Source organism: Curtobacterium sp. MCPF17_021, assembly GCF_003234605.2.
GTDB classification, from domain to species: Bacteria; Actinomycetota; Actinomycetes; order Actinomycetales; family Microbacteriaceae; genus Curtobacterium; species Curtobacterium flaccumfaciens.
Genome location: NZ_CP126252.1, coordinates 358,335 through 375,776 on the forward strand (window position 1 = coordinate 358,335; position 17,442 = coordinate 375,776).

The 17,442-nt window shown below is 71.9% G+C and carries 21 protein-coding genes; 15 read left to right on the forward strand and 6 right to left on the reverse strand.

All coding sequences use genetic code 11. The features are described from left to right. Positions 1-35 precede the first annotated feature (35 nt). From DEJ29_RS01765 to DEJ29_RS01775, 3 genes are all read right to left on the reverse strand, one after another. On the reverse strand, positions 36-1,553 hold the full coding sequence (locus DEJ29_RS01765; RefSeq protein ID WP_111094352.1) for a threonine/serine exporter family protein: 1,518 nt from the start codon (positions 1,551-1,553) through the stop codon (positions 36-38). 58 nt (positions 1,554-1,611) lie between these two features. After that, complete coding sequence (locus DEJ29_RS01770; RefSeq protein WP_111094351.1) at positions 1,612-1,866, reverse strand: hypothetical protein; 255 nt, start codon at positions 1,864-1,866, stop codon at positions 1,612-1,614. Positions 1,867-1,961: 95 nt separating this feature from the next. Continuing rightward, positions 1,962-2,402 carry an OsmC family peroxiredoxin gene (locus DEJ29_RS01775; RefSeq protein ID WP_111094350.1) on the reverse strand — a complete coding sequence of 147 codons (441 nt, stop codon included), beginning with the start codon at positions 2,400-2,402 and terminating at the stop codon, positions 1,962-1,964. Positions 2,403-2,525: 123 nt separating this feature from the next. Between DEJ29_RS01775 and DEJ29_RS01780 the strand changes: the two genes are divergently transcribed. Continuing rightward, positions 2,526-3,140, forward strand: coding sequence for a DUF805 domain-containing protein (locus tag DEJ29_RS01780; protein ID WP_111094349.1), 615 nt, complete (start codon positions 2,526-2,528; stop codon positions 3,138-3,140). 22 nt (positions 3,141-3,162) lie between these two features. After that, positions 3,163-4,206: an NAD(P)-dependent alcohol dehydrogenase gene (locus DEJ29_RS01785; protein ID WP_111094348.1), complete on the forward strand. Its 1,044-nt coding sequence runs from the start codon at positions 3,163-3,165 to the stop codon at positions 4,204-4,206. A gap of 163 nt (positions 4,207-4,369) precedes the next feature. On the opposite strand, the gene DEJ29_RS01790 is transcribed toward DEJ29_RS01785, so the two are convergent. Beyond that, positions 4,370-6,250 carry a gamma-glutamyltransferase gene (locus tag DEJ29_RS01790; protein WP_111094434.1) on the reverse strand — a complete coding sequence of 627 codons (1,881 nt, stop codon included), beginning with the start codon at positions 6,248-6,250 and terminating at the stop codon, positions 4,370-4,372. Positions 6,251-6,409: 159 nt separating this feature from the next. Between DEJ29_RS01790 and DEJ29_RS01795 the strand changes: the two genes are divergently transcribed. The 12 genes from DEJ29_RS01795 to DEJ29_RS01850 all read left to right on the forward strand — a co-directional run bounded on the left by DEJ29_RS01795 (position 6,410) and on the right by DEJ29_RS01850 (position 14,983). Further along, positions 6,410-7,606, forward strand: a complete 1,197-nt coding sequence (locus DEJ29_RS01795) for a peptidoglycan DD-metalloendopeptidase family protein (RefSeq protein WP_110865535.1) — start codon at positions 6,410-6,412, stop codon at positions 7,604-7,606. A 191-nt stretch (positions 7,607-7,797) separates the two neighbouring features. Beyond that, the gene (locus DEJ29_RS01800; protein ID WP_217499911.1) at positions 7,798-8,007 is read left to right on the forward strand and encodes a ribonuclease PH; all 210 of its coding nucleotides are present in this window, start codon (positions 7,798-7,800) and stop codon (positions 8,005-8,007) included. Continuing rightward, positions 8,004-8,405, forward strand: coding sequence for a hypothetical protein (locus DEJ29_RS01805; protein ID WP_146248289.1), 402 nt, complete (start codon positions 8,004-8,006; stop codon positions 8,403-8,405). The genes DEJ29_RS01800 and DEJ29_RS01805 overlap by 4 nt, the downstream gene beginning before the upstream one ends. Positions 8,406-8,431: 26 nt before the next feature. After that, on the forward strand, positions 8,432-9,235 hold the full coding sequence (locus DEJ29_RS01810; RefSeq protein WP_111094345.1) for a sulfite exporter TauE/SafE family protein: 804 nt from the start codon (positions 8,432-8,434) through the stop codon (positions 9,233-9,235). Then, entirely contained in the window at positions 9,232-9,867 is a 636-nt protein-coding gene (locus DEJ29_RS01815; RefSeq protein WP_181438128.1) for a DNA alkylation repair protein, read from the forward strand. Before DEJ29_RS01810 ends, DEJ29_RS01815 begins: the two co-directional genes overlap by 4 nt. 239 nt (positions 9,868-10,106) lie before the next feature. Next, complete coding sequence (locus DEJ29_RS01820) at positions 10,107-11,300, forward strand: zinc-dependent alcohol dehydrogenase (RefSeq protein ID WP_111094343.1); 1,194 nt, start codon at positions 10,107-10,109, stop codon at positions 11,298-11,300. Then, a complete protein-coding gene (locus DEJ29_RS01825) occupies positions 11,300-12,397 on the forward strand; it encodes an NAD-dependent epimerase/dehydratase family protein (protein WP_111094342.1) in 1,098 nt (365 codons plus the stop codon). Before DEJ29_RS01820 ends, DEJ29_RS01825 begins: the two co-directional genes overlap by 1 nt. Before the next feature lie 300 nt (positions 12,398-12,697). Further along, positions 12,698-13,054, forward strand: a complete 357-nt coding sequence (locus tag DEJ29_RS01830; protein WP_111094341.1) for an SHOCT domain-containing protein — start codon at positions 12,698-12,700, stop codon at positions 13,052-13,054. Then, on the forward strand, positions 13,054-13,305 hold the full coding sequence (locus tag DEJ29_RS01835; protein WP_111094340.1) for a hypothetical protein: 252 nt from the start codon (positions 13,054-13,056) through the stop codon (positions 13,303-13,305). The genes DEJ29_RS01830 and DEJ29_RS01835 overlap by 1 nt, the downstream gene beginning before the upstream one ends. Continuing rightward, entirely contained in the window at positions 13,302-13,832 is a 531-nt protein-coding gene (locus DEJ29_RS01840) for a hypothetical protein (RefSeq protein ID WP_111094339.1), read from the forward strand. Before DEJ29_RS01835 ends, DEJ29_RS01840 begins: the two co-directional genes overlap by 4 nt. A gap of 20 nt (positions 13,833-13,852) precedes the next feature. Then, on the forward strand, positions 13,853-14,284 hold the full coding sequence (locus DEJ29_RS01845; RefSeq protein ID WP_111094338.1) for a DUF6314 family protein: 432 nt from the start codon (positions 13,853-13,855) through the stop codon (positions 14,282-14,284). Between the two features lie 33 nt (positions 14,285-14,317). Beyond that, positions 14,318-14,983 carry a pentapeptide repeat-containing protein gene (locus DEJ29_RS01850; RefSeq protein ID WP_111094337.1) on the forward strand — a complete coding sequence of 222 codons (666 nt, stop codon included), beginning with the start codon at positions 14,318-14,320 and terminating at the stop codon, positions 14,981-14,983. A gap of 104 nt (positions 14,984-15,087) precedes the next feature. Here the strand turns inward: DEJ29_RS01850 and DEJ29_RS01855 are convergent, their stop codons facing one another. Further along, positions 15,088-16,062 (reverse strand): NAD(P)/FAD-dependent oxidoreductase, encoded by a 975-nt coding sequence (locus DEJ29_RS01855; protein WP_111094336.1) that lies wholly within the window; start codon positions 16,060-16,062, stop codon positions 15,088-15,090. Positions 16,063-16,129: 67 nt separating this feature from the next. Between DEJ29_RS01855 and DEJ29_RS01860 the strand changes: the two genes are divergently transcribed. Further along, positions 16,130-16,738: a helix-turn-helix domain-containing protein gene (locus DEJ29_RS01860; protein ID WP_111094433.1), complete on the forward strand. Its 609-nt coding sequence runs from the start codon at positions 16,130-16,132 to the stop codon at positions 16,736-16,738. A 9-nt stretch (positions 16,739-16,747) separates the two neighbouring features. Here the strand turns inward: DEJ29_RS01860 and DEJ29_RS01865 are convergent, their stop codons facing one another. Further along, positions 16,748-17,392, reverse strand: a complete 645-nt coding sequence (locus DEJ29_RS01865) for a hypothetical protein (RefSeq protein ID WP_111094335.1) — start codon at positions 17,390-17,392, stop codon at positions 16,748-16,750. Positions 17,393-17,442 lie beyond the last annotated feature (50 nt).

The window sequence follows — 17,442 nt, forward strand, 5'->3', positions numbered from 1 at the left end:
GCGTCGCACTCGACCTCTTCTGCTCACGAAGCGCCTTACGAAGCGCCGTTCGAGCGCGACCCGCGCGGCTCCGAACCGTCGCCGGGGTCGTACCCGGTGTCACGGATGACGCGCAGCGCCGTGGTGTCGTTGTGGACCGAGTGCACGACGACCCGACGCGTCCGGCGCAGCGCTCGACGGGCACCGGGCGTCGCGAAGAGCCCGCCGAGCACCAGGCCCGCGCCGATCCCGAGTGCCACGGACACCGCCGCCACGAAGTCGAGTGCGGCGCTCGACGAGCCGGACATGAAGTTCAGCAGGGCGTTCGACACGGCGACACCGGGCAGCAGCGCCCCGCAGAACGCCGGCACCGCGATCGCCGCCACGGCCGTGCGCATCCGGACGGCCGCGTAGGTCGAGAGCACCCCGAGCAGCACCGCCGCCAGGAACGTCGCCCCGAGGAGCGGCAGCCCGGCCTGCCGCAGTGCCCACAGCGCGGCACCGGCGGCGACCGAGAACACCACGGCGACCGGGATCACGCGGGCGCTCGCCTGCTGCACGAAGCAGTTCGCGCCCGCCGACACCACGGTCAGCGACAGCGATGCCCAGAGCGGCAGGGTCTGCGTCACGATGCCGGACGGGTCGACCTCGATCCGCAGCCAGTGCGTCATCGCGATCCCGGCCGGCACCCCGACCACGATCGCGGCGATGACCAGCCCGATGTAGAACGCCCGGGCCACGGCCATCGCCCGGAACCCGGAGATGGCGTCCTGCGCCCAGGTCACCAGGGACGGGTGCGGCAGCAGGAGCACCACGAGTGCCGCGACCATCGTCGCGGCGCCGTTCGCGTTCAGCACGCCGGCCCAGATGGCCAGCGTGCCGATCGCCGACGCCACCGCGCCCTGCGCCCCGGACACGAAGAACTGCGGGTACCCCCGGTCGGTCAGCCAGCGTCCGGAGACGATGATCCCGAGCATCAGCACGAACGCCCCGAGTCCCGCGCGCCATCCGCCGCCGGCCTGCACGGCGATCGAGATGCCGAGGACCGACAGGCCGACGTCGGACAGCCACATCGGCCACCGCGGCGGGAGTCGCAGGACGGCGACCAGGGCGCTCACCGCCGAGGTCATGTCGCGGTCGTCGTGGATCAGGTCGTCGACGATCTGGTTCGCACGCGCGAGCTTGTCGAGGTCGGAGCCGTCCGACCGCACGGTGCGGACCTTGACGAGCGGCGGGACGTCGGCCGGGGCGTACTGGATGGTCACCGAGCTGCCGGAGAAGTCGAGGTCGAGCGGCGCGAGGTTCCACTTCGTCGAGACCGCGACGACGGCCGTCTCGACGCTGCGGGTGTCGGCACCCGAGGCGAGCATGACCTCGGCCAGGTCGAGGCAGAAGTCGACGATCTGGGTCGCCGTGTACTGGTCGCGCCCCTTGGCGTCGGGCTCGACGTGCTCGTAGATCGTCCCGCGCAGGCGGGCACGTGCGTCGCGCAGGTCGTGCTGCGCGAGGCTGCGGCGTCGTGGCCGGGGTGGGCGGCCCGGCTTGTGCGGGCCCGGGGGGTGCTGCTCGGCCATCACGCCATGGTGCCAGTCGACGGCGGCCGAGTCCGGACGTCCGCTGGACGCCTTCGGATCAGCCCCGGCGGCGCGTGCTCAGACGACCGAGGGCGAACGCCGCGACGACCGCGCCCACCAGCACGAGGACCGGTCCCACCGTCGCTTGCCATGGGCGGCTCCCCGCGACGAACGCGTAGTCGGACAGCGGGGCGAAGGCTGCGAAGCCGAATGTGAAGGTCGGAGTCGTCAGCACGAACACGATCCCGAGGACGACGGCCAGCAGGCCGAGCCAGAGGGCGACGAGGGTCGGGGTGGCGAGGAAGCGGGGCACGGCACCCAGCGTAGGTGGACGACGGACGGGAGGCCCGTGGCGGGGTCGCCACGGGCCTCCCGTCCGTCAGGTGGTGACGCTCCTACGTCCCGCGCCTACTGCTCGAAGGTCGCGTGCAGCGTGATCTCGACGCCGGTCAGCGCCTTGCTGACGGGGCAGGTCGCCTTGGCGTCCTCGGCGGCCTTGAGGAAGGCGGTCTCGTCGATGCCGGAGACCTCGCCGCTGACGGTCAGGACGATGCCGGTGAGGCGGAAGCCGCCGGCCGGGTCCGGGCCGAGCGAGACGTCGGCCTTGACGTCGAGGGCCTCGACCGTGCCGCCGGCCTCGCCGAGGACCGCGGAGAACTGCATGGCGTAGCAGGCCGAGTGTGCGGCGGCGATGAGCTCCTCGGGGCTCGTGGTGCCCCCGGCGTCCTCGGCAGTGCGCTTCGGGAACGAGACGTCGTACGTGCCGACCTTCGAGCTCGAGAGTTCGACCTGGCCGGAACCGTCCTCGAGGCCGCCGTTCCAGGCGGTGCGTGCGGTGCGAGTGGGCATGCCCGCTCCTTTCGTGTGGGGGAGCGGCCCCGAACGGGACCACCGCTCCTGAGTCAATCGGAGAACGACCGTTCTCGCAACGGGCTCACGGCGAAGACGCAGGTCTGCCCTACGATCTGGCACATGGGGGACAGCGACATGAGAGGCTTCCGCGAGTCCGTACTCGAGCAGGGGCCGGCCGTCGTGACGAACCCGGTGGTCGCCTGGCTCCGGTTCTGGACGCAGGGGTGGCGGTTCCACGGGCGGGCGAGTCGCTCGGAGTTCTGGTGGGTGATCGCGCTCGAGCTCGCGCTGGTCGGGGTCGCGCTCTGGGTCGTCGGCGTGCACGGGACCGGCGGGCGGTGGGAGATGTACGTCGACCCGTTCGGGGTCGTCCCGTCACCGCGGGTCTCGTTCCACCTGATCGACCGCGGGCGGGACGGGTGGTTCGGCTGGGGCAGCGGTGGGCGGGACGTCTGGCCGGACGCGTGGGACCTGGCGATCCTCGTCCCAAAGATCATGACCATCGTGCCCCGGTGGTCGCTGCTCGTGCGGCGACTGCACGACCGGGACCACAGCGGTCTGTGGATCCTGCTCCTCGTGTTCACCGGGCCGCTCGGTGCGGTCGTGCTGGGTGTCATGGTGGCGCGGTCGTCGCGCCCTGGTGGGGCACGGTTCGACCGCGGACTGTTCGCGGGAGGGCGTGGTCTCGAGGCAACTGGACGACACATGTCGTCCTCAACGACAGGTGTAGCGTGAAGGGCGATCAAAGGAGAACCCCATGCGCGCCGTCGTGTTCGAGCAGTACCAGACCTTCCCGTCCCTGACCGAGGTCCCGAAGCCCGCACCCGGGCCGGGTGAGGTCCTGCTCAAGGTCGCCGGCGCCGGTGCCTGCCACTCGGACGTCGCCGTGTACCGCGAGTTCCAGCAGGGGCAGCCGGGAGCCCAGGCCCCCGCCTTCGTGCTCGGCCACGAGAACTCCGGCTGGGTCGAGGCCGTCGGCGACGGGGTCACCGGCTTCGCCGAGGGCGACGCCTACCTGGTCTACGGGCCGGTCGGCTGTGGGCACTGCTCGTACTGCTCGAAGGGGCAGGACACCTACTGCGAGAACGCCGCGACGAACCCCTACATGGGGATCGGCCTCGGGCGCGACGGCGGCATGGCGGAGTACGTGAGCGTCCCGGCGCGGAACCTCGTGCCGCTCGGCGACGCCGACCCGATCGCCGCCGCACCGCTGAGCGACGCCGCGCTCACGCCGTACCACGCGATCAAGAACTCCCTGCCGAACCTGGCTGGTGGCGGTCGCTTCGCGCTCGTCGTCGGCCTGGGCGGCCTCGGGCAGATCGCCGTGCAGATCCTCACGGCGCTCACCGGTGCCACGGTCATCGCGACCGACATGAAGCAGGACGCGATGGACCGCGCTGCCGCCCGTGGCGCGATCACCGTCCCCGGCGGCCCGGACCAGGCCGAGCGCATCCGCGAGATCACCGGCGGACGCGGCGTCGACGCTGCCTTCGACTTCGTCGGTGCCACCCCCACGATCAAGGTCGCGCAGGCCTCGATGGCGGTCGGCGGGCGGTTCACCGTCGTCGGGATCGCCGGCGGCACCACCGAGTGGAACTTCTTCGCGACGCCGTACGAGTCGACGATCACGAACACCTACTGGGGCACCATCGAGGACCTGCACGAGGTCGTCGCGATGTACCGCGCCGGCCAGATCGTCCCCGACGTCGAGCGGTACGCCCTGTCCGATGCACTCGAGGCGTACCGGAAGCTCGAGTCCGGGGAGCTCTCGGGTCGCGCGGTGGTCGTCCCGACGCTCTGAACCGGGCGTACCCGGTCGATTCGGGCGTACCTGGTCGAATCGGGCGTGCCTGGTCGAATCGGGCGTACCTGGGTCGGATCGGGCGTGCCTGGTCGGAACTTTTGACCAGGTACGCCCGATTCCACTTTCCAGTGCGGGTGTTCTGGGAAGGAACGGGCGTCGGTCAGCGTCCCGCCGCGTAGCCCTGGGCGCCGCGGGGGTTCGCGGCAGCGCCGAGGATCCCGGTGTCCGGGTCACGGGTGACGCACGACAGCCGGCCCAGGCTCCAGTCACCGCCGCGAGTCACGACGTGTCCGCGGGCCTCGAGCGCCGCGATGACCTCCTCACCCAGGCGGTCCTCGACGACCAGGCCCGCGGGCTCCCACGTGCGCGGCCAGAACGACCCCGGGAACGACGTGGTGTGCAGCGCCGGTGCGTCGATGGCCTGCTGCGGGGAGTAGCCGCCGACGACCCAGCGCAGCAGGAACAGCAGCTGCCACTGGTCCTGCTGGTCACCGCCGGGGGAACCGAGCGCGGCGACCGGCTGCCCGTCGCGGAGCACCAGGGTCGGGGTCAGCGTCGTGCGGGGGCGCTCGCCGGGCCGCAGGGTCGAGGCCGTGCCCGGTTCGAGCCACGTCATCTGCAGGCGGGTGCCGAGGCAGAACCCGAGCTCGGGGATCGTCGGCGACGACTGCAGCCACCCGCCGGACGGGGTCGCGCTGACGATGTTGCCCCAGCGGTCCACGACGTCGATGTGGCACGTGTCGCCGCGGGTCTCGCCGTCGAGGGTGACGAACGGCTCGCCGCGGTCCTCGAGCGGAGCGGCGGGCGGGACCTCGGTGTCGGCTTCGGCCGCGCGGGCGACCTGCACGGTCGGCTCGCCCACCCCGACCGACCCGGCGGAGTCGTACGAGGTCCGGACCGGCGGCAGCGCGTGCTCGACCCCGGCGATCGTGCCGGGTCGGAGCTCGGCCGAAGCACGCTCGCCGATCAACGTACGACGTTCGTCGGCGTAGGCGTCGGAGAGCAGGACGTCCATCGGGACCTCGCCGTCGCCGTAGAACGCCTCGCGGTCGGCGAGGGCGAGCTTCTGCGCCTCGACGATCGTGTGCGCGCCGAGCTCGGTCGACGGGTCGAGCAGGGCGTCGTCGAGCGGTTCGAGCAGCCGCAGCGTCTGGAGGAGCGCCGGACCCTGGCCCCACGGTCCGGTCTTGGCGATCGTGCAGCCACGGAACTCGGCGGTCGTCGCGGGTTCGTACGACGCGCGGAACGCCGCCAGGTCGGACGCCCGGATGACCCCGGCGTGGTCGGTGCCCGACGCGTGCCGGTGCGGTTCGCGGACGAACCGGTCGATCGCCTCGGCGACGAACCCCTCCGCCCATTCGGACCGGGCCGCATCGATGCGGCCGGTCCGGCTGCCGGCACCGGCGCCGGCCTCGATCAGCCGGTCGAGCACTGCGGCGAGTGCGTCGTTGCGCACCAGGTCCCCGGGGACCGGCACCGTGCCTCCCGGCAGCCACTGCGTGGCGGAGGTGGGCCAGTGCTGCTCGAACAGGCCGCGCACGGCGGTGATCGTCCGGACCACCGCAGGTGCGACCGGGTGGCCGTCGCGGGCGTACCCGATCGCGGGGGCGAGGACGTCGGCCAGTTCCCACGTGCCGTGGTCGCGGAGCAGGAGCAGCCAGGCGTCGACCGCGCCGGGGACGGTCGCGGCCAGCGCGCCGGATCCGGGTACCAGGTCGAGGCCCTCGGCGCGGTAGTGCTCCGGGGTCGCGCCCTCGGGCGCGGGACCCTGACCGACCAGCACCGTCGGCACGGGGTTGACCGCCGTCGCGAAGACCGCCGTCAGGTCGCCCCCGGGGCCGTTCAGGTGGGGCTCCACGACCTGCAGGACGAAGGCCCCGGCCACGGCCGCGTCGAACGCGTTGCCTCCGCGCTCGAGCACCGACTGGGCGGTCGCCGTCGCGATCCAGTGCGTCGACGCCGCCATCCCGAACGTGCCCCGCAGGTCCGGACGGGTGGTCTGCGCAGCGGGCGGGACGAAGGCGGGGTTCGGCGTCGACATGGTCCCATCCTGTCCCGCGGCGATCGGCTCCGTGCTGTACACCCCCCGTCCAAGGGGTTGTGCACCCCGCGCAGAAAAGCGAACATCGTTCGGCGACTCGTGCAGGGCGAGCGCCGAACGACCGCGCGCTCGCACGGTCGGTTCCAGGGCAGGGGATCCATGACCACCACTCCGTCGACCGTCGCACGTGCGCGCCGACTCCCACGCATCGCCGGCGCCGTGACGGCACTGGCCCTGGCGGCAGGGGCGCTCGTAGCGACAGCCGAACCGGCAGCGGCCTCTGCGGTCTGGGTCGGCTCGGCCCCGGCCGGCACCAAGATCCTGCCCGGCGACCAGGTCACGTCGCCGAACGGCCAGTTCAAGCTCATCATGCAGGGCGACGGCAACCTGGTGGAGTACGGCATCGGCAACCGTGTGCTGTGGGCGTCGAACACCGCCGGCAACTCCGGCGCGATCGCCGTGGTCGGCAAGAACCGCGCCCTCGACATCACGAAGAACGGCAAGCGTGTGGCCCGCTGGGCCTCGGCCGGCACCGTGAACTCGACCGCGCTGAAGGTGCGCGCCGACGGCACGATGGCGCTGCTCGCCGGCAAGACCGTCGTCGTGAGCTGGAACGGCTACCAGGACCGGGTCCCGTCAGGGAACACCATCCTGGGCGGCACTGTGCTGCGATCCGACACCTCGAACACGCGCATCCTCAACATGCGCACCGACGGCAACCTGGTGCAGAAGGTCAGCGGCCGCGTCGTCTGGCAGTCGCGCACCGGCGGGCACCCCGGCGCCTGGGCCGAGCTGCAGGCCAAGGGCAACTTCGTCATCTGGACCCGTGACGCCTCACGCAAGAAGGTCGCGCTCTGGAGCTCGCGCACCAGCACCGCCGGGTCGGGCAACCTGCTCGTGCAGGTCGACGGCAACGTCGTGCTCTACGGCGCGAAGGACACCCGCGTCTGGTCGAGCCGACCGGTCACCGGCCTGGCCTGGCCCGTCAACGGCACGAAGATCACCGGCCGGTACGGCGACGACCGCGGCGCCGGGCACGTGCCGCGCTACCACCAGGGCACCGACGCCCCGGTGCCGGTAGGGACGGCCGTGTACGGCTCCGGGACCGGGACGGTCACCAAGACCATCGCGAACGACGCGGCCTACGGCAACTACATCGTCGTCACGTACGGCATGACGGCGGTGCTGACGGCGCACCTCAGCAAGATCGAGGTGAAGCAGGGGCAGATCGTGAAGCTCGGCACCGAGATCGCGAAGTCCGGCAACACCGGGCAGTCGACGGGGCCGCACGTGCACGTCGAGACGCGGCGGAACGGCACCCTCGTCGACCCGCTGAAGAACATGCACTTCCGCTGAGGCGGGGAGGGGTCGCGGGGTCGCGGGGCGGTTCGTCGTTCGCTTCGTGAGCAGAAATGGTCGGGTCGTCTTCGGGCACCCGACCATTTCTGCACTCCAAGTGCGGGCCACCTCGCACGGTGCGAGAGGGACGGTATCCCGTCTTGTCTATGTCGCTTGCCTTGATATATCAAGGGCAGTAGACATACGCTGTGAAACGTCAAGCCGTGCTCAAGCGCATCAGGATCGCGGCGCGTGCGGCCGGCCTCGAGTACCGGGAAGTGGAACTCACGAACCACACCGGCATCGTCGTCGGGTCGACACGGAGCACCGTCGGGCGGCACTCCGAGATCGCCGACGGCACCGCTCGGGCGTTCTTCAAGCAGTTCGAGCAAGAGCTCGGGAAGGGGTGGTGGCGATGACCTACACGTCACGTGCGCATCGCGAGGGCAACTGGTGGATCGTGCAGAACGACCAGTTCCCCGGCGCGATCTCGCAGGTCCGTCGGCTCGACCTCGCTGCCGATGCCCAGCGTGAAGCGATCGCCTTCGTCGCCGAGGTCGATCAGGACGACGTCACCGTGGTCATCCGTGCCGAGCTCGAACCAGCCCTGGCGCGCTCGCTCGAAGAGGCCACCGCGCTGCGCGCCGAGGCCGAGGTGAAGGAGGCCCGAGCCCTTTCGCTGCGGCGAGCGATCGCCGTTTCGCTGAAGGACGATGGCCTCACCTTGCGGGACATCGCGGTCGTCCTCGGTGTCTCGTACCAGCGGGTGCACCAGCTCGTGCACGAAGGCGAGCCGGCGGCGCTCGCTGCGTCGTAGCCCGCGGCGCGGATAGCCTGGGCGGGATGAGGAAGCGCGGCGGAACGGTGCTCGTGTTGGTGGCGATCGGGGTCCTGGCGGGAGTGTTGTCCGGGCTGTTCGGCGTCGGTGGTGGGGTCATCGTGGTGCCGGCGCTCATGGCCTTCGCACAGATGGACCAGCGTCGGGCCTCGGCCACATCGCTCGTGGCGGTCGCCCCCGCGGCCGTCGTCGGCGCGGTCACCTACGCCGTGCAGGGCGAGGTGCACTGGCTCGCGGCCCTGACCCTGGCGGTCGGGAGCGTCATCGGCGCCCCGATCGGTGCCCGGCTGCTCCGTGCCCTGCCGCTCCGCGCGCTGCCGTGGATCTTCGTCGGGTTCATCGCCGTCGTGCTCGTGTCGCTGTTCACCACGGTGCCGACCCGCGGTGGCGAGGTGCACTTCGGCGTCGTCGAAGCGATCGTCCTGCTGCTGCTCGGGCTGCTGTCCGGGGTGCTGTCCGGGCTCGTCGGGGTCGGAGGCGGGGTCGTCATCGTGCCGGGGCTCGAGGTCGTGCTCGGTGCCGGTGACCTGCTGGCGAAGGGCACGTCGCTGCTCACGATGGTGCCGACGTCGGTGTCCGGGACGGTCGCGAACCTGCGGCGTCGCGCGGTCGACCTGCGGGTCGGGCTGACGGTCGGCATCACCGCCGCGGTGTGCTCGCCGGGTGGTGCCGTGCTGGCGCGGCTGGTCGACCCGCAGGTCGGCACCTGGCTGTTCGCGGCGTTCCTGGTGGTCGTCGCGGTCATCGTGCTCAGCCGCGGACGTCGGAGGGCACCACAGAGCGACGCGAGCGAGGGGGAGGTCGCGTGACGGGCCTCCCAGCAGGGCGCGACGCTGAGGCCGTGCTGGCGGCGTTCGCCCGCACCACCGGTGACGTCGCCGCGGCCCGGAGGGTCGCGCGGCAGTTCCACGACCTCGACGAGGGCGAGCGTTCGGCGCTGCTCTGGAGCGAGGACGACGGCGCGAAGCTCGTCGCCGTCCTGCTGCTCGTGCAGGCGATGCGGGCGCACCCCGACCCGGAGCTCACCGACGAGTACCTGTCGGTGGCGAAGGCCGAGCGGTTCGAGGACCCGGTGCTCGTCGACCTGGCGGCCGAGGAACTCGTCGGCGCACCGTTGCTGGGCGCTTCGACCGGCCCGCTGTTCGCGCTGGCGAAGTCCGACGTGGCGATGGTCCGCCGGATCGCGGTCGTCGCGACCCTGGCGTTCGTGAAGCAGGGCGACGCCGAGGTGCCACTCGGGATCGCCGGTCGCCTGGTGCGGGAGCGCAGCGAGACGGTGCAGTCGGCGCTCGGGTTGGTCCTGCGCGAGACGGGGAAGCGGGCGTCCGAGGCGGCGCTCGTGGAGTTCCTCGAGCAGAGCGGCCGGTTCCTCAGCCCGGCCGCCCGCCGGACCGCGACCGAGCACCTGCCGCCGGCGGAGCGCGACCGCCTGCGGGGCTGACGGCGCTGGCGGTCGCGCGGGAGCCGTTGCTCGCCCTGGCAGAACCCGCCTGAGGCGACGGCCGGGAGGCCCGGTGCAGGTCCGCCCGGCCGCCCGCGCCCGGCACGCACCGCGCACACGGCCGACGTGCGCGAGGGGGACGCGGGGCTGGGAGCGTCCACGGGGCGGGCGCGTACCGAGGAGGGGAACGCGAGTAGTGCCTCCAGGCAGGCTCGAAGCGACCACGAGAGGAACGCAACGTGCGCGCACTGACCTACCAGGGCACCGAGAAGGTGTCCGTCGAGACCGTCCCCGACCCGACCATCCAGGAGCCGACCGACGCGATCGTGCGGATCACCTCCACGGCGATCTGCGGCTCCGACCTGCACCTGTACCGCGTGCTCGGCCCGTACATCGACCGCGGCGACGTCCTCGGCCACGAGCCGATGGGCATCGTGGAAGAGATCGGATCCGGCGTCACGAACCTGAAGGTCGGCGACCGGGTCGTCATCCCCTTCAACATCTCCTGCGGCCACTGCTGGATGTGCCAGCACGGCCTGCAGTCGCAGTGCGAGACCACCCAGGTGACCGAGTACGGCACCGGTGCCTCGCTGTTCGGCTACACGAAGATGTACGGCCAGGTCCCGGGTGGCCAGGCGGAGTACCTGCGCGTGCCGCACGCCGACTACGGCCCCATCGTCGTGCCGGACGACGGCACCCCCGACGACCGCTGGCTGTTCCTGAGCGACATCCTGCCGACCGCGTGGCAGGCGGTGCAGTACGCCCAGGTGCCCGAGGGCGGCACGCTCGCCGTGCTCGGCCTCGGCCCGGTCGGCCAGTTCGCCGCCCGCATCGGCAAGCACCTCGGCTACCGCGTGCTCGCCGTCGACCCCGAGCAGGTCCGCCGTGACCTCGGGGCGAAGCACGGCGCCGAGGTGTTCGACCTGACGAAGGACCTGGTGCCCGAGCTCGTCGACCTGACCGACGGCCGTGGCCCCGACGGGGTCGTCGACGCCGTCGGCATGGAGGCCCACGGCAACCCGATGGCGGGCTTCGCCCAGCGCGCCGCCGGCCTGCTGCCCGACAAGCTCGCGCAGAAGGCGATCGAGACCGCCGGCGTCGACCGGCTGGCCGCCGTGCACGCGGCGATCGACCTGGTCCGTCGCGGCGGCACCGTCTCGCTGAGCGGTGTCTACGGCGGCATGGCCGACCCGATGCCGATGATGACGCTGTTCGACAAGCAGATCACCATCCGCGAGGGCCAGTGCAACGTGAAGCGCTGGATCGACGACATCATGCCGCTCGTCTCCGACCCGTCGGACCCGCTCGGCACGCTCGACCTGACCACCCACCGCGTCTCGCTCGAGGAGGCCCCGCACATGTACGAGGTCTTCCAGAAGAAGCAGGACGACTGCGTCAAGGTCGTGCTCGACCCCGCGATGGCCGCAGCCTGATGCGCATCGTCGTCGTCGGTGCGACCGGCAACGTGGGGACGGCGGTGCTCCGTCGGCTCGCCGCCGTGCGTGCCGACGGCGACGGGGCGTCCGCTGGCGCTGATGCTGGCGCTGGCGCTGGCGCTGGCGCTGGCGGTGGCGGTCGCGTCGAGATCGTCGGCGTCGCCCGGCGGCTGCCGGACCTGCGCGCCGAGCCGTACGCCGCCGCCGTCTGGCACGCCGTCGACGTCGGCGCCGCGGACGCCGTGGACCAGCTCTCGGCCGTGTTCCAGGGCGCCGACGCCGTCATCCACCTGGCCTGGGCACTCCAGCCGACGCACGACATCCCGGCGCAGCACCGCACGAACGTGACCGGCACGGCGAACGTCCTGGCAGCCGTCGCGCGTGCCGAGGTGCCCCAGGTCGTCGTCGCGTCCTCGGTCGGCGCCTACCGCGGGGTGGACGTCGACGGCAAGCGCACCCTCGTGGACGAGACCTGGCCCGCCGACGGCATCCCGACGGCGACGTACTCGATCCACAAGGCCGCCAACGAGGCGGCGATGGACGCGTTCGAGGTAGAGCACCCTTCCGTGACCGTCACCCGGCTGCGCCCGGGGCTGATCTTCCAGCGGGACGCCGCCGCCGAGATACGCGGCCTCTTCCTCGGCCACCTGGTGCCGATGTCGATCGTGCGGTGGATCCGCTGGCTCGTGCTGCCGCTGCCCTACCCGTTCGTGTTCCAGGCCGTGCACGCCGACGACGTCGCCGACGCCTACTGGCGCGCGGTCGACCGACGGGCAGCGGGGGCGTTCAACATCGCCGCCTCGCCCGTGCTCAATCCGCCTCGCCTGGCTCGGGCCTTCGGCATGCTCGGTGCCGTGCGGATCCCGCTGCGGTTGCTGCGCGGGGTCGTGACGGTGACGTGGCGGCTGCGGTTGCAGCCGACGGACGCCGGCTGGATCGACATCGCGGCCGGCGTGCCGATCATGCGGACCGACCGTGCCCGGTCGGTGCTCGGATGGGAGGCCCGACACACCTCCGAAGAAGCGTTGCGTGCACTCGTGGCCGGCTTCGCGGACGGTGCGAACGTTCCGGGTTCGGGGCCGCTGCGCGGCTGAGCGGGCTGGGGGAGGCCGGGGTGGTGCGTGGCGCGCTGGCTGGTGGGGCTCGCGCTGCCTGGTGGGGCTCGCGCTGGCTGGTGGGGCTCGCGCTGCCTGGTGGGGCTCGCGCTGGCTGGTGGGGCTCGCGCTGCCTGGTCGAATCGGGCGTACCGGGTGATTTCGGGCGTACCGGGTCGAAAGTTCCGACCAGGTACGCCCGGTTCCACATTCCATCGCGGGCGTTCTGGGAAGGAACGCCCGCTCGTGTTCCCCGTGTCGCGCTACGCTTCGCTCGTCGTTGTGAGAAGGGGGAGTGCGATGGTGCTCAGTTGGTCCGCGTTCAGTGAGCTCGAGGGTCCGGGGGAGTCGGGGATGCCCGACCTGTTCGACGGCTGGTTCGGCATCGCGTTCGGGGTCGTCGCCGCGTTGGCGATCCTCACGACCCTGACGATCGTCATCCTGTCGCTCTACCGCGGCAAGCGGATGGCCGACCGTGGTCAGAACCCGCTCACCATGCAGGAGGACATCGCGTACCGGGCGATGCAGAGCCGCACGTTCGCACCGGACAAGCCACTCGAACAGCGGCTCGCCGAACTCGACGACCTGCACGCCCGCGGCGTGATCTCCGACGAGGAGCACCGCAGCGCCCGAGCCGAAGCGTTGCGCGGACGATGATGGCCTCCGAAGAAGTGCAGAACCCCCTCATCCCGCCGGTCTACGACCTCGTCTGGACCCTGCTGATGGCGCTCATCGTCGTCGCGGTCATCGTCGCCGTGTGCATCGCGGTCGTCCGCAGTCGGCGTCCCCACGGTGCCCGTCGGAGCTCGCCCGAACAGCGGCTGCTCGAACTCGACGAGCTGCACGCGCGCGGTGTCATCACCGACGACGAGCGCCGAGCCGCGCGGGCCGAGGCCCTGCGCGGTTGAGCATTCCCGACTTCGACGTCGAGCCTGCTGTCGGACCGCGCTTCTGGCCGCGCGTCCTGGGCGTCGTCTCTGCGATGACCGGGGTGCTCGCCGTCATCGGGTGGCCGCTGCCCATCGTCTCCGGGCGCACGCAGCGGGCGCACGCGTGGGAGCGAACCGTGCAGGGTGTCCAGGACTGGCTCGCGTTCGACGGTTGGCGCCTGTCCGGCTCGTCCTGGGTCTACGGGGCGGCGTCGATCGCGGCGCTGGCGGGGGCGATCACCCTGCTGCGACCCGAGTGGAGCAGTGCGCGGAAGTTCGTCGTCGTGGTGGCACCCACGAGCGCCCTGCTCGTGGTCGGACCGGCGGTGCAGTGGGCGGTCGGTCTGCCGTGGTCCAACTACGGCCGGGGTTCGACCGGCGGGATAGCGCTCGGCATCCTCGTGGCGTCGGCCGGCGGTGCCGTCGTCGTGGGGCTCCGGACCCTCGTCCCCAGGCGTGCCCAGCCCGAGGACGACGTGAACCCGCCACCCCGGGGGGTTCGCTGACCCGGACGTAGAGTGGGCGGGTGCTGCTGCCGACGGACCTGCTCGGGGTGTGGGACCTGCACCGCACCGTGCACGACCACCGCGCCGGTGCCACGGGGACCGTCACCGGGACGACCACCCTGACCCGGTTCGGTGACGACGAGGTGCGCTGGGACGAGTCGGGCGTGATGACCTTCGACGGTCGGACGACGCCCGTGTCCCGGACCCTCGTCCTGCGGCGGACGAGTACCGGCGTGGCGCACCGCGCCGCCGGCGGCTGGACCGTGCACTTCTCCGACGGTCGGGTCTTCCACGACTGGGTCTGGGGCACGTGCGTCGCCCACGCCTGCACTCCGGACGACTACACGGGTGCCTTCGACGGCGACGAAGACCGCTGGACGGTGCGGTGGGAAGCGCGCGGCCCGGCGAAGGACTACCGGCTGGACAGCGTCCTCACCCGACCCCGGTCGTGACCCGGGGTCGGCGGTCGCCGCCAGACTGGGGGCATGGCACGCTCCTCCGGCACCGACGCCCCGCGCATCACCCTGACCGAACCGACGAACCTCGAGGACTGGGTGCCAGCTCCCGGTGACGTCCTGACGGGTGACCGCATCGAGGGCAAGCGCATCGACGTCCTCGACCTGGCCGGCGAGCGACTGCCCGACCTGGAGATCGAGGAGTGCGTCATCGACACGTTCCGGGGCGGCGACGCGGACTTCCGTGGGCTCCGGGTCCGTGACTCGGTCATCGACTCGCTCGACGCCCCGATCCTGCGGGCGTCGAGCAGCACGTGGCGCGAGGTCCGGGTCTCCGGCGGGCGGGTCGGCTCGGCGGAGTTGTACGACTCCGGGCTGAACGGCGTCGAGTTCGTCGGCATGAAGTTCGGGTTCGTGAACCTGCGCGGGTCGACGATCACCGACGTGGTGTTCCGCGACTGCGTCATCGACGAGCTCGACATCGCCGACGCGAAGCTGCTGCGGGTGTCGTTCGACGGCAGCAGCATCCGCGCCGCCGAGGGGTCGAACACCCGCATCGACCACGTGGACCTGCGCGGAGCGGACCTCGATCGGGTCGAGCGGCTCGAGGGGTTCCGCGGGGCCACGATCGGCGCCGACCAGCTGTACACGCTCGCACCGCTCCTGGCTGCGCAGGCCGGCTACCGCGTCGACTGACGGCTCCCTCGCACCGTGCGAGGTGCGCCCACGAGTCGTGCGAGGTTCCGCACTCGGTGCGACCACGCGGACCTCACACCGAGTACGGAACCTCGCACCGGATGTCAGAAGCCCGCGCCCACCCCGGCCAGCGCCGCCGCCAGGTCGGCCTGCACCAGGTCGCCGTGCACCGCCGCGCCCGTCTGGGTGCCGGCCGCCGCCGACGCGATGACCGTCGCCATCGGGGCCGTCACGTTGCCGGCCGCGTAGACCCCACGAGCGGCGGTCTGCCCGGCGGCGTCCACGGTCAACGCCGTCGCGAACCGGTGGTCGCCCATGAACTGGTCGGTGGCGGCGAGGCCGAGCCCGGACAGGAAGCCCACCCGCGCCTCAGGCCGACTCGCCGTGGCCAGGGCATCGAGCTCGACGAAGGACCCGTCGCCGAGCCGGACCCCGGTCAGCCGGTCACCCTCGGAGACCACGGCGGCAACGGGGCCCTCGATGACCGAGATGCCGCGGGCGGCCAAACCAGCCAGGGCGGTGTCGTCCATCAGGGCCCGATCGGTCAGGAACGCGGTCACCCGATCGCTCAGCGCCCGGAACATGAGCGCGTGGTGCGCGGCGTTCGGTGTCGTGACGAGAACCCCGATCCGCTGGTCGCGGATCTCCCACCCGTGGCAGAACGGGCAGTGCACGACCCCGCGCCCCCACTGCTCGGCCAGGCCCGGGACCTCCGGCAGAACGTCCACGGCGCCGGAGGCGACGACCAGCCTGCGCGCCGTGACGACCGCGCCGGAGTCCAGCGTGACCGAGAAGCCGACCGGGTCGTGACCGTCACCGGTGGTGGCGGACGTGGCCATGATCCTCCCGGCCGTGACCTGGACGCCGTAGGCGGCGACCTCGTCGCGACCGATGCGGATCAGCTCGGCGGGCGCGACGCCCTCGTGGCCGAGGTAGTTGTGCGCGCCGGCCGCCGGAGCGTTGCGGGGCTCGCCGGAGTCGACGACGAGCACCGAGCGCCGCGAACGGCCGAGGATCAGGGCGGCGGAGAGGCCGGCGGCCGAGCCGCCGATGACGATGACGTCGAAGTGTTCAGGCATGCGTTGATCATGCGGCCGGTCACGAGTGAACGGCAACGAAGTTTGCCGATGTGGCAACATGGCCCGCATGGCACACAGCACCCGGGGACCGGCCGCCCCGCGCACGACGGCCGACGTGGTCGACGGGGTCGGCCCCCGACTCCGCGCGCTGCGCGCCCACCGCGACGTCACACTCGCGGCACTGTCCGAACAGACGGGGGTCTCGGTGAGCACCCTGTCGCGACTCGAGTCGGGTCAACGGAAGCCGACGCTGGAACTGCTGCTGCCCCTCGCCCGGGCGTACCAGGTGCCCCTCGACGACCTGGTCGGCGCACCGCAGACCGGCGACCCGCGCGTGCACATGAAGCCCGAGGTGCACGGCGGTCGTGTCGTCGTGCCGCTGACCAAGCGGACCGGTGGGGTGCGCTCCTTCAAGCAGCTGTTCCCACCGAACACCCCGGGTGGGGACCCGTCGCTCAAGACGCACGAGGGCTACGAGTGGCTCTACGTCCTGTCCGGACGGCTCCGACTGGTGCTCGGGGAGCACGACCTCGACCTCGGCCCCGGTGAGGTCGCCGAGTTCGACACCCACACCCCGCACTGGATGGGCAACGTGACCGACTCCGTCACCGAGGTGCTGTGCCTGTTCGGGCCACAGGGCGAGCGGGCACACGTGCGGTCCCGCCCCGCCCGGTGACCCGATGCGTCAGTCCGTGAAGACGTTCGCCACGACGTCGTCGAGCAGATCGGTCGTCTCGATGTTCGACTGCTGGATGTGGATGCCGATGTCGCCCCGGGTGAAGTACGTGTCGCCGTCCGTGACCGGGTACTGCGAGTTCTTCGAGACCTTCTGGCACAGGTACCCGTCGGACTCGTCGCCGCAGTCGTAGCCCTTCGCGCTGAGCTGCTCGAGCGCGTCGCGGGCTGCGGCCGGATCGACTGCGTCGACCGCGATGGACAGGTACGAGATGTCGGCCTGCGGCTCCCGCCACACGCAGTACAGGCGCTTGCCGTCGCCCTGCAGCGCCGGGGTGAACGAGCTCTTCGGGATCGCGATCGGGTCGCCGACGACCGAGGGGTCGTTGAGCGGTGCCGATGCGAACGCCTTGTCCCACTTGCCAGGGGTGATCAGGTCGGTGCAGCTGGCCGGGACGGTGACGGTCTCGTCGCTCGGGGCCCCGGTGTCGGTGGGGCTCGGAGCGGTCGTGGTGTCGGTCGGGCTCGGTGCCGTCGTCGGGTCGGCTGCGGTGGTCGCGGTGTCGCTCGCGGGTCCGGCCGGTCCGGCCTGGGCGCAGCCGGTCAGGGCGAGGCCCGCCGCCAGCAGGGCAGCGAGCGTGATCGTGTGGCGCATGGTTCCCCTTCGTCCGGTCTCGTCAGGTCGTGACCGTCACTCACGAACGT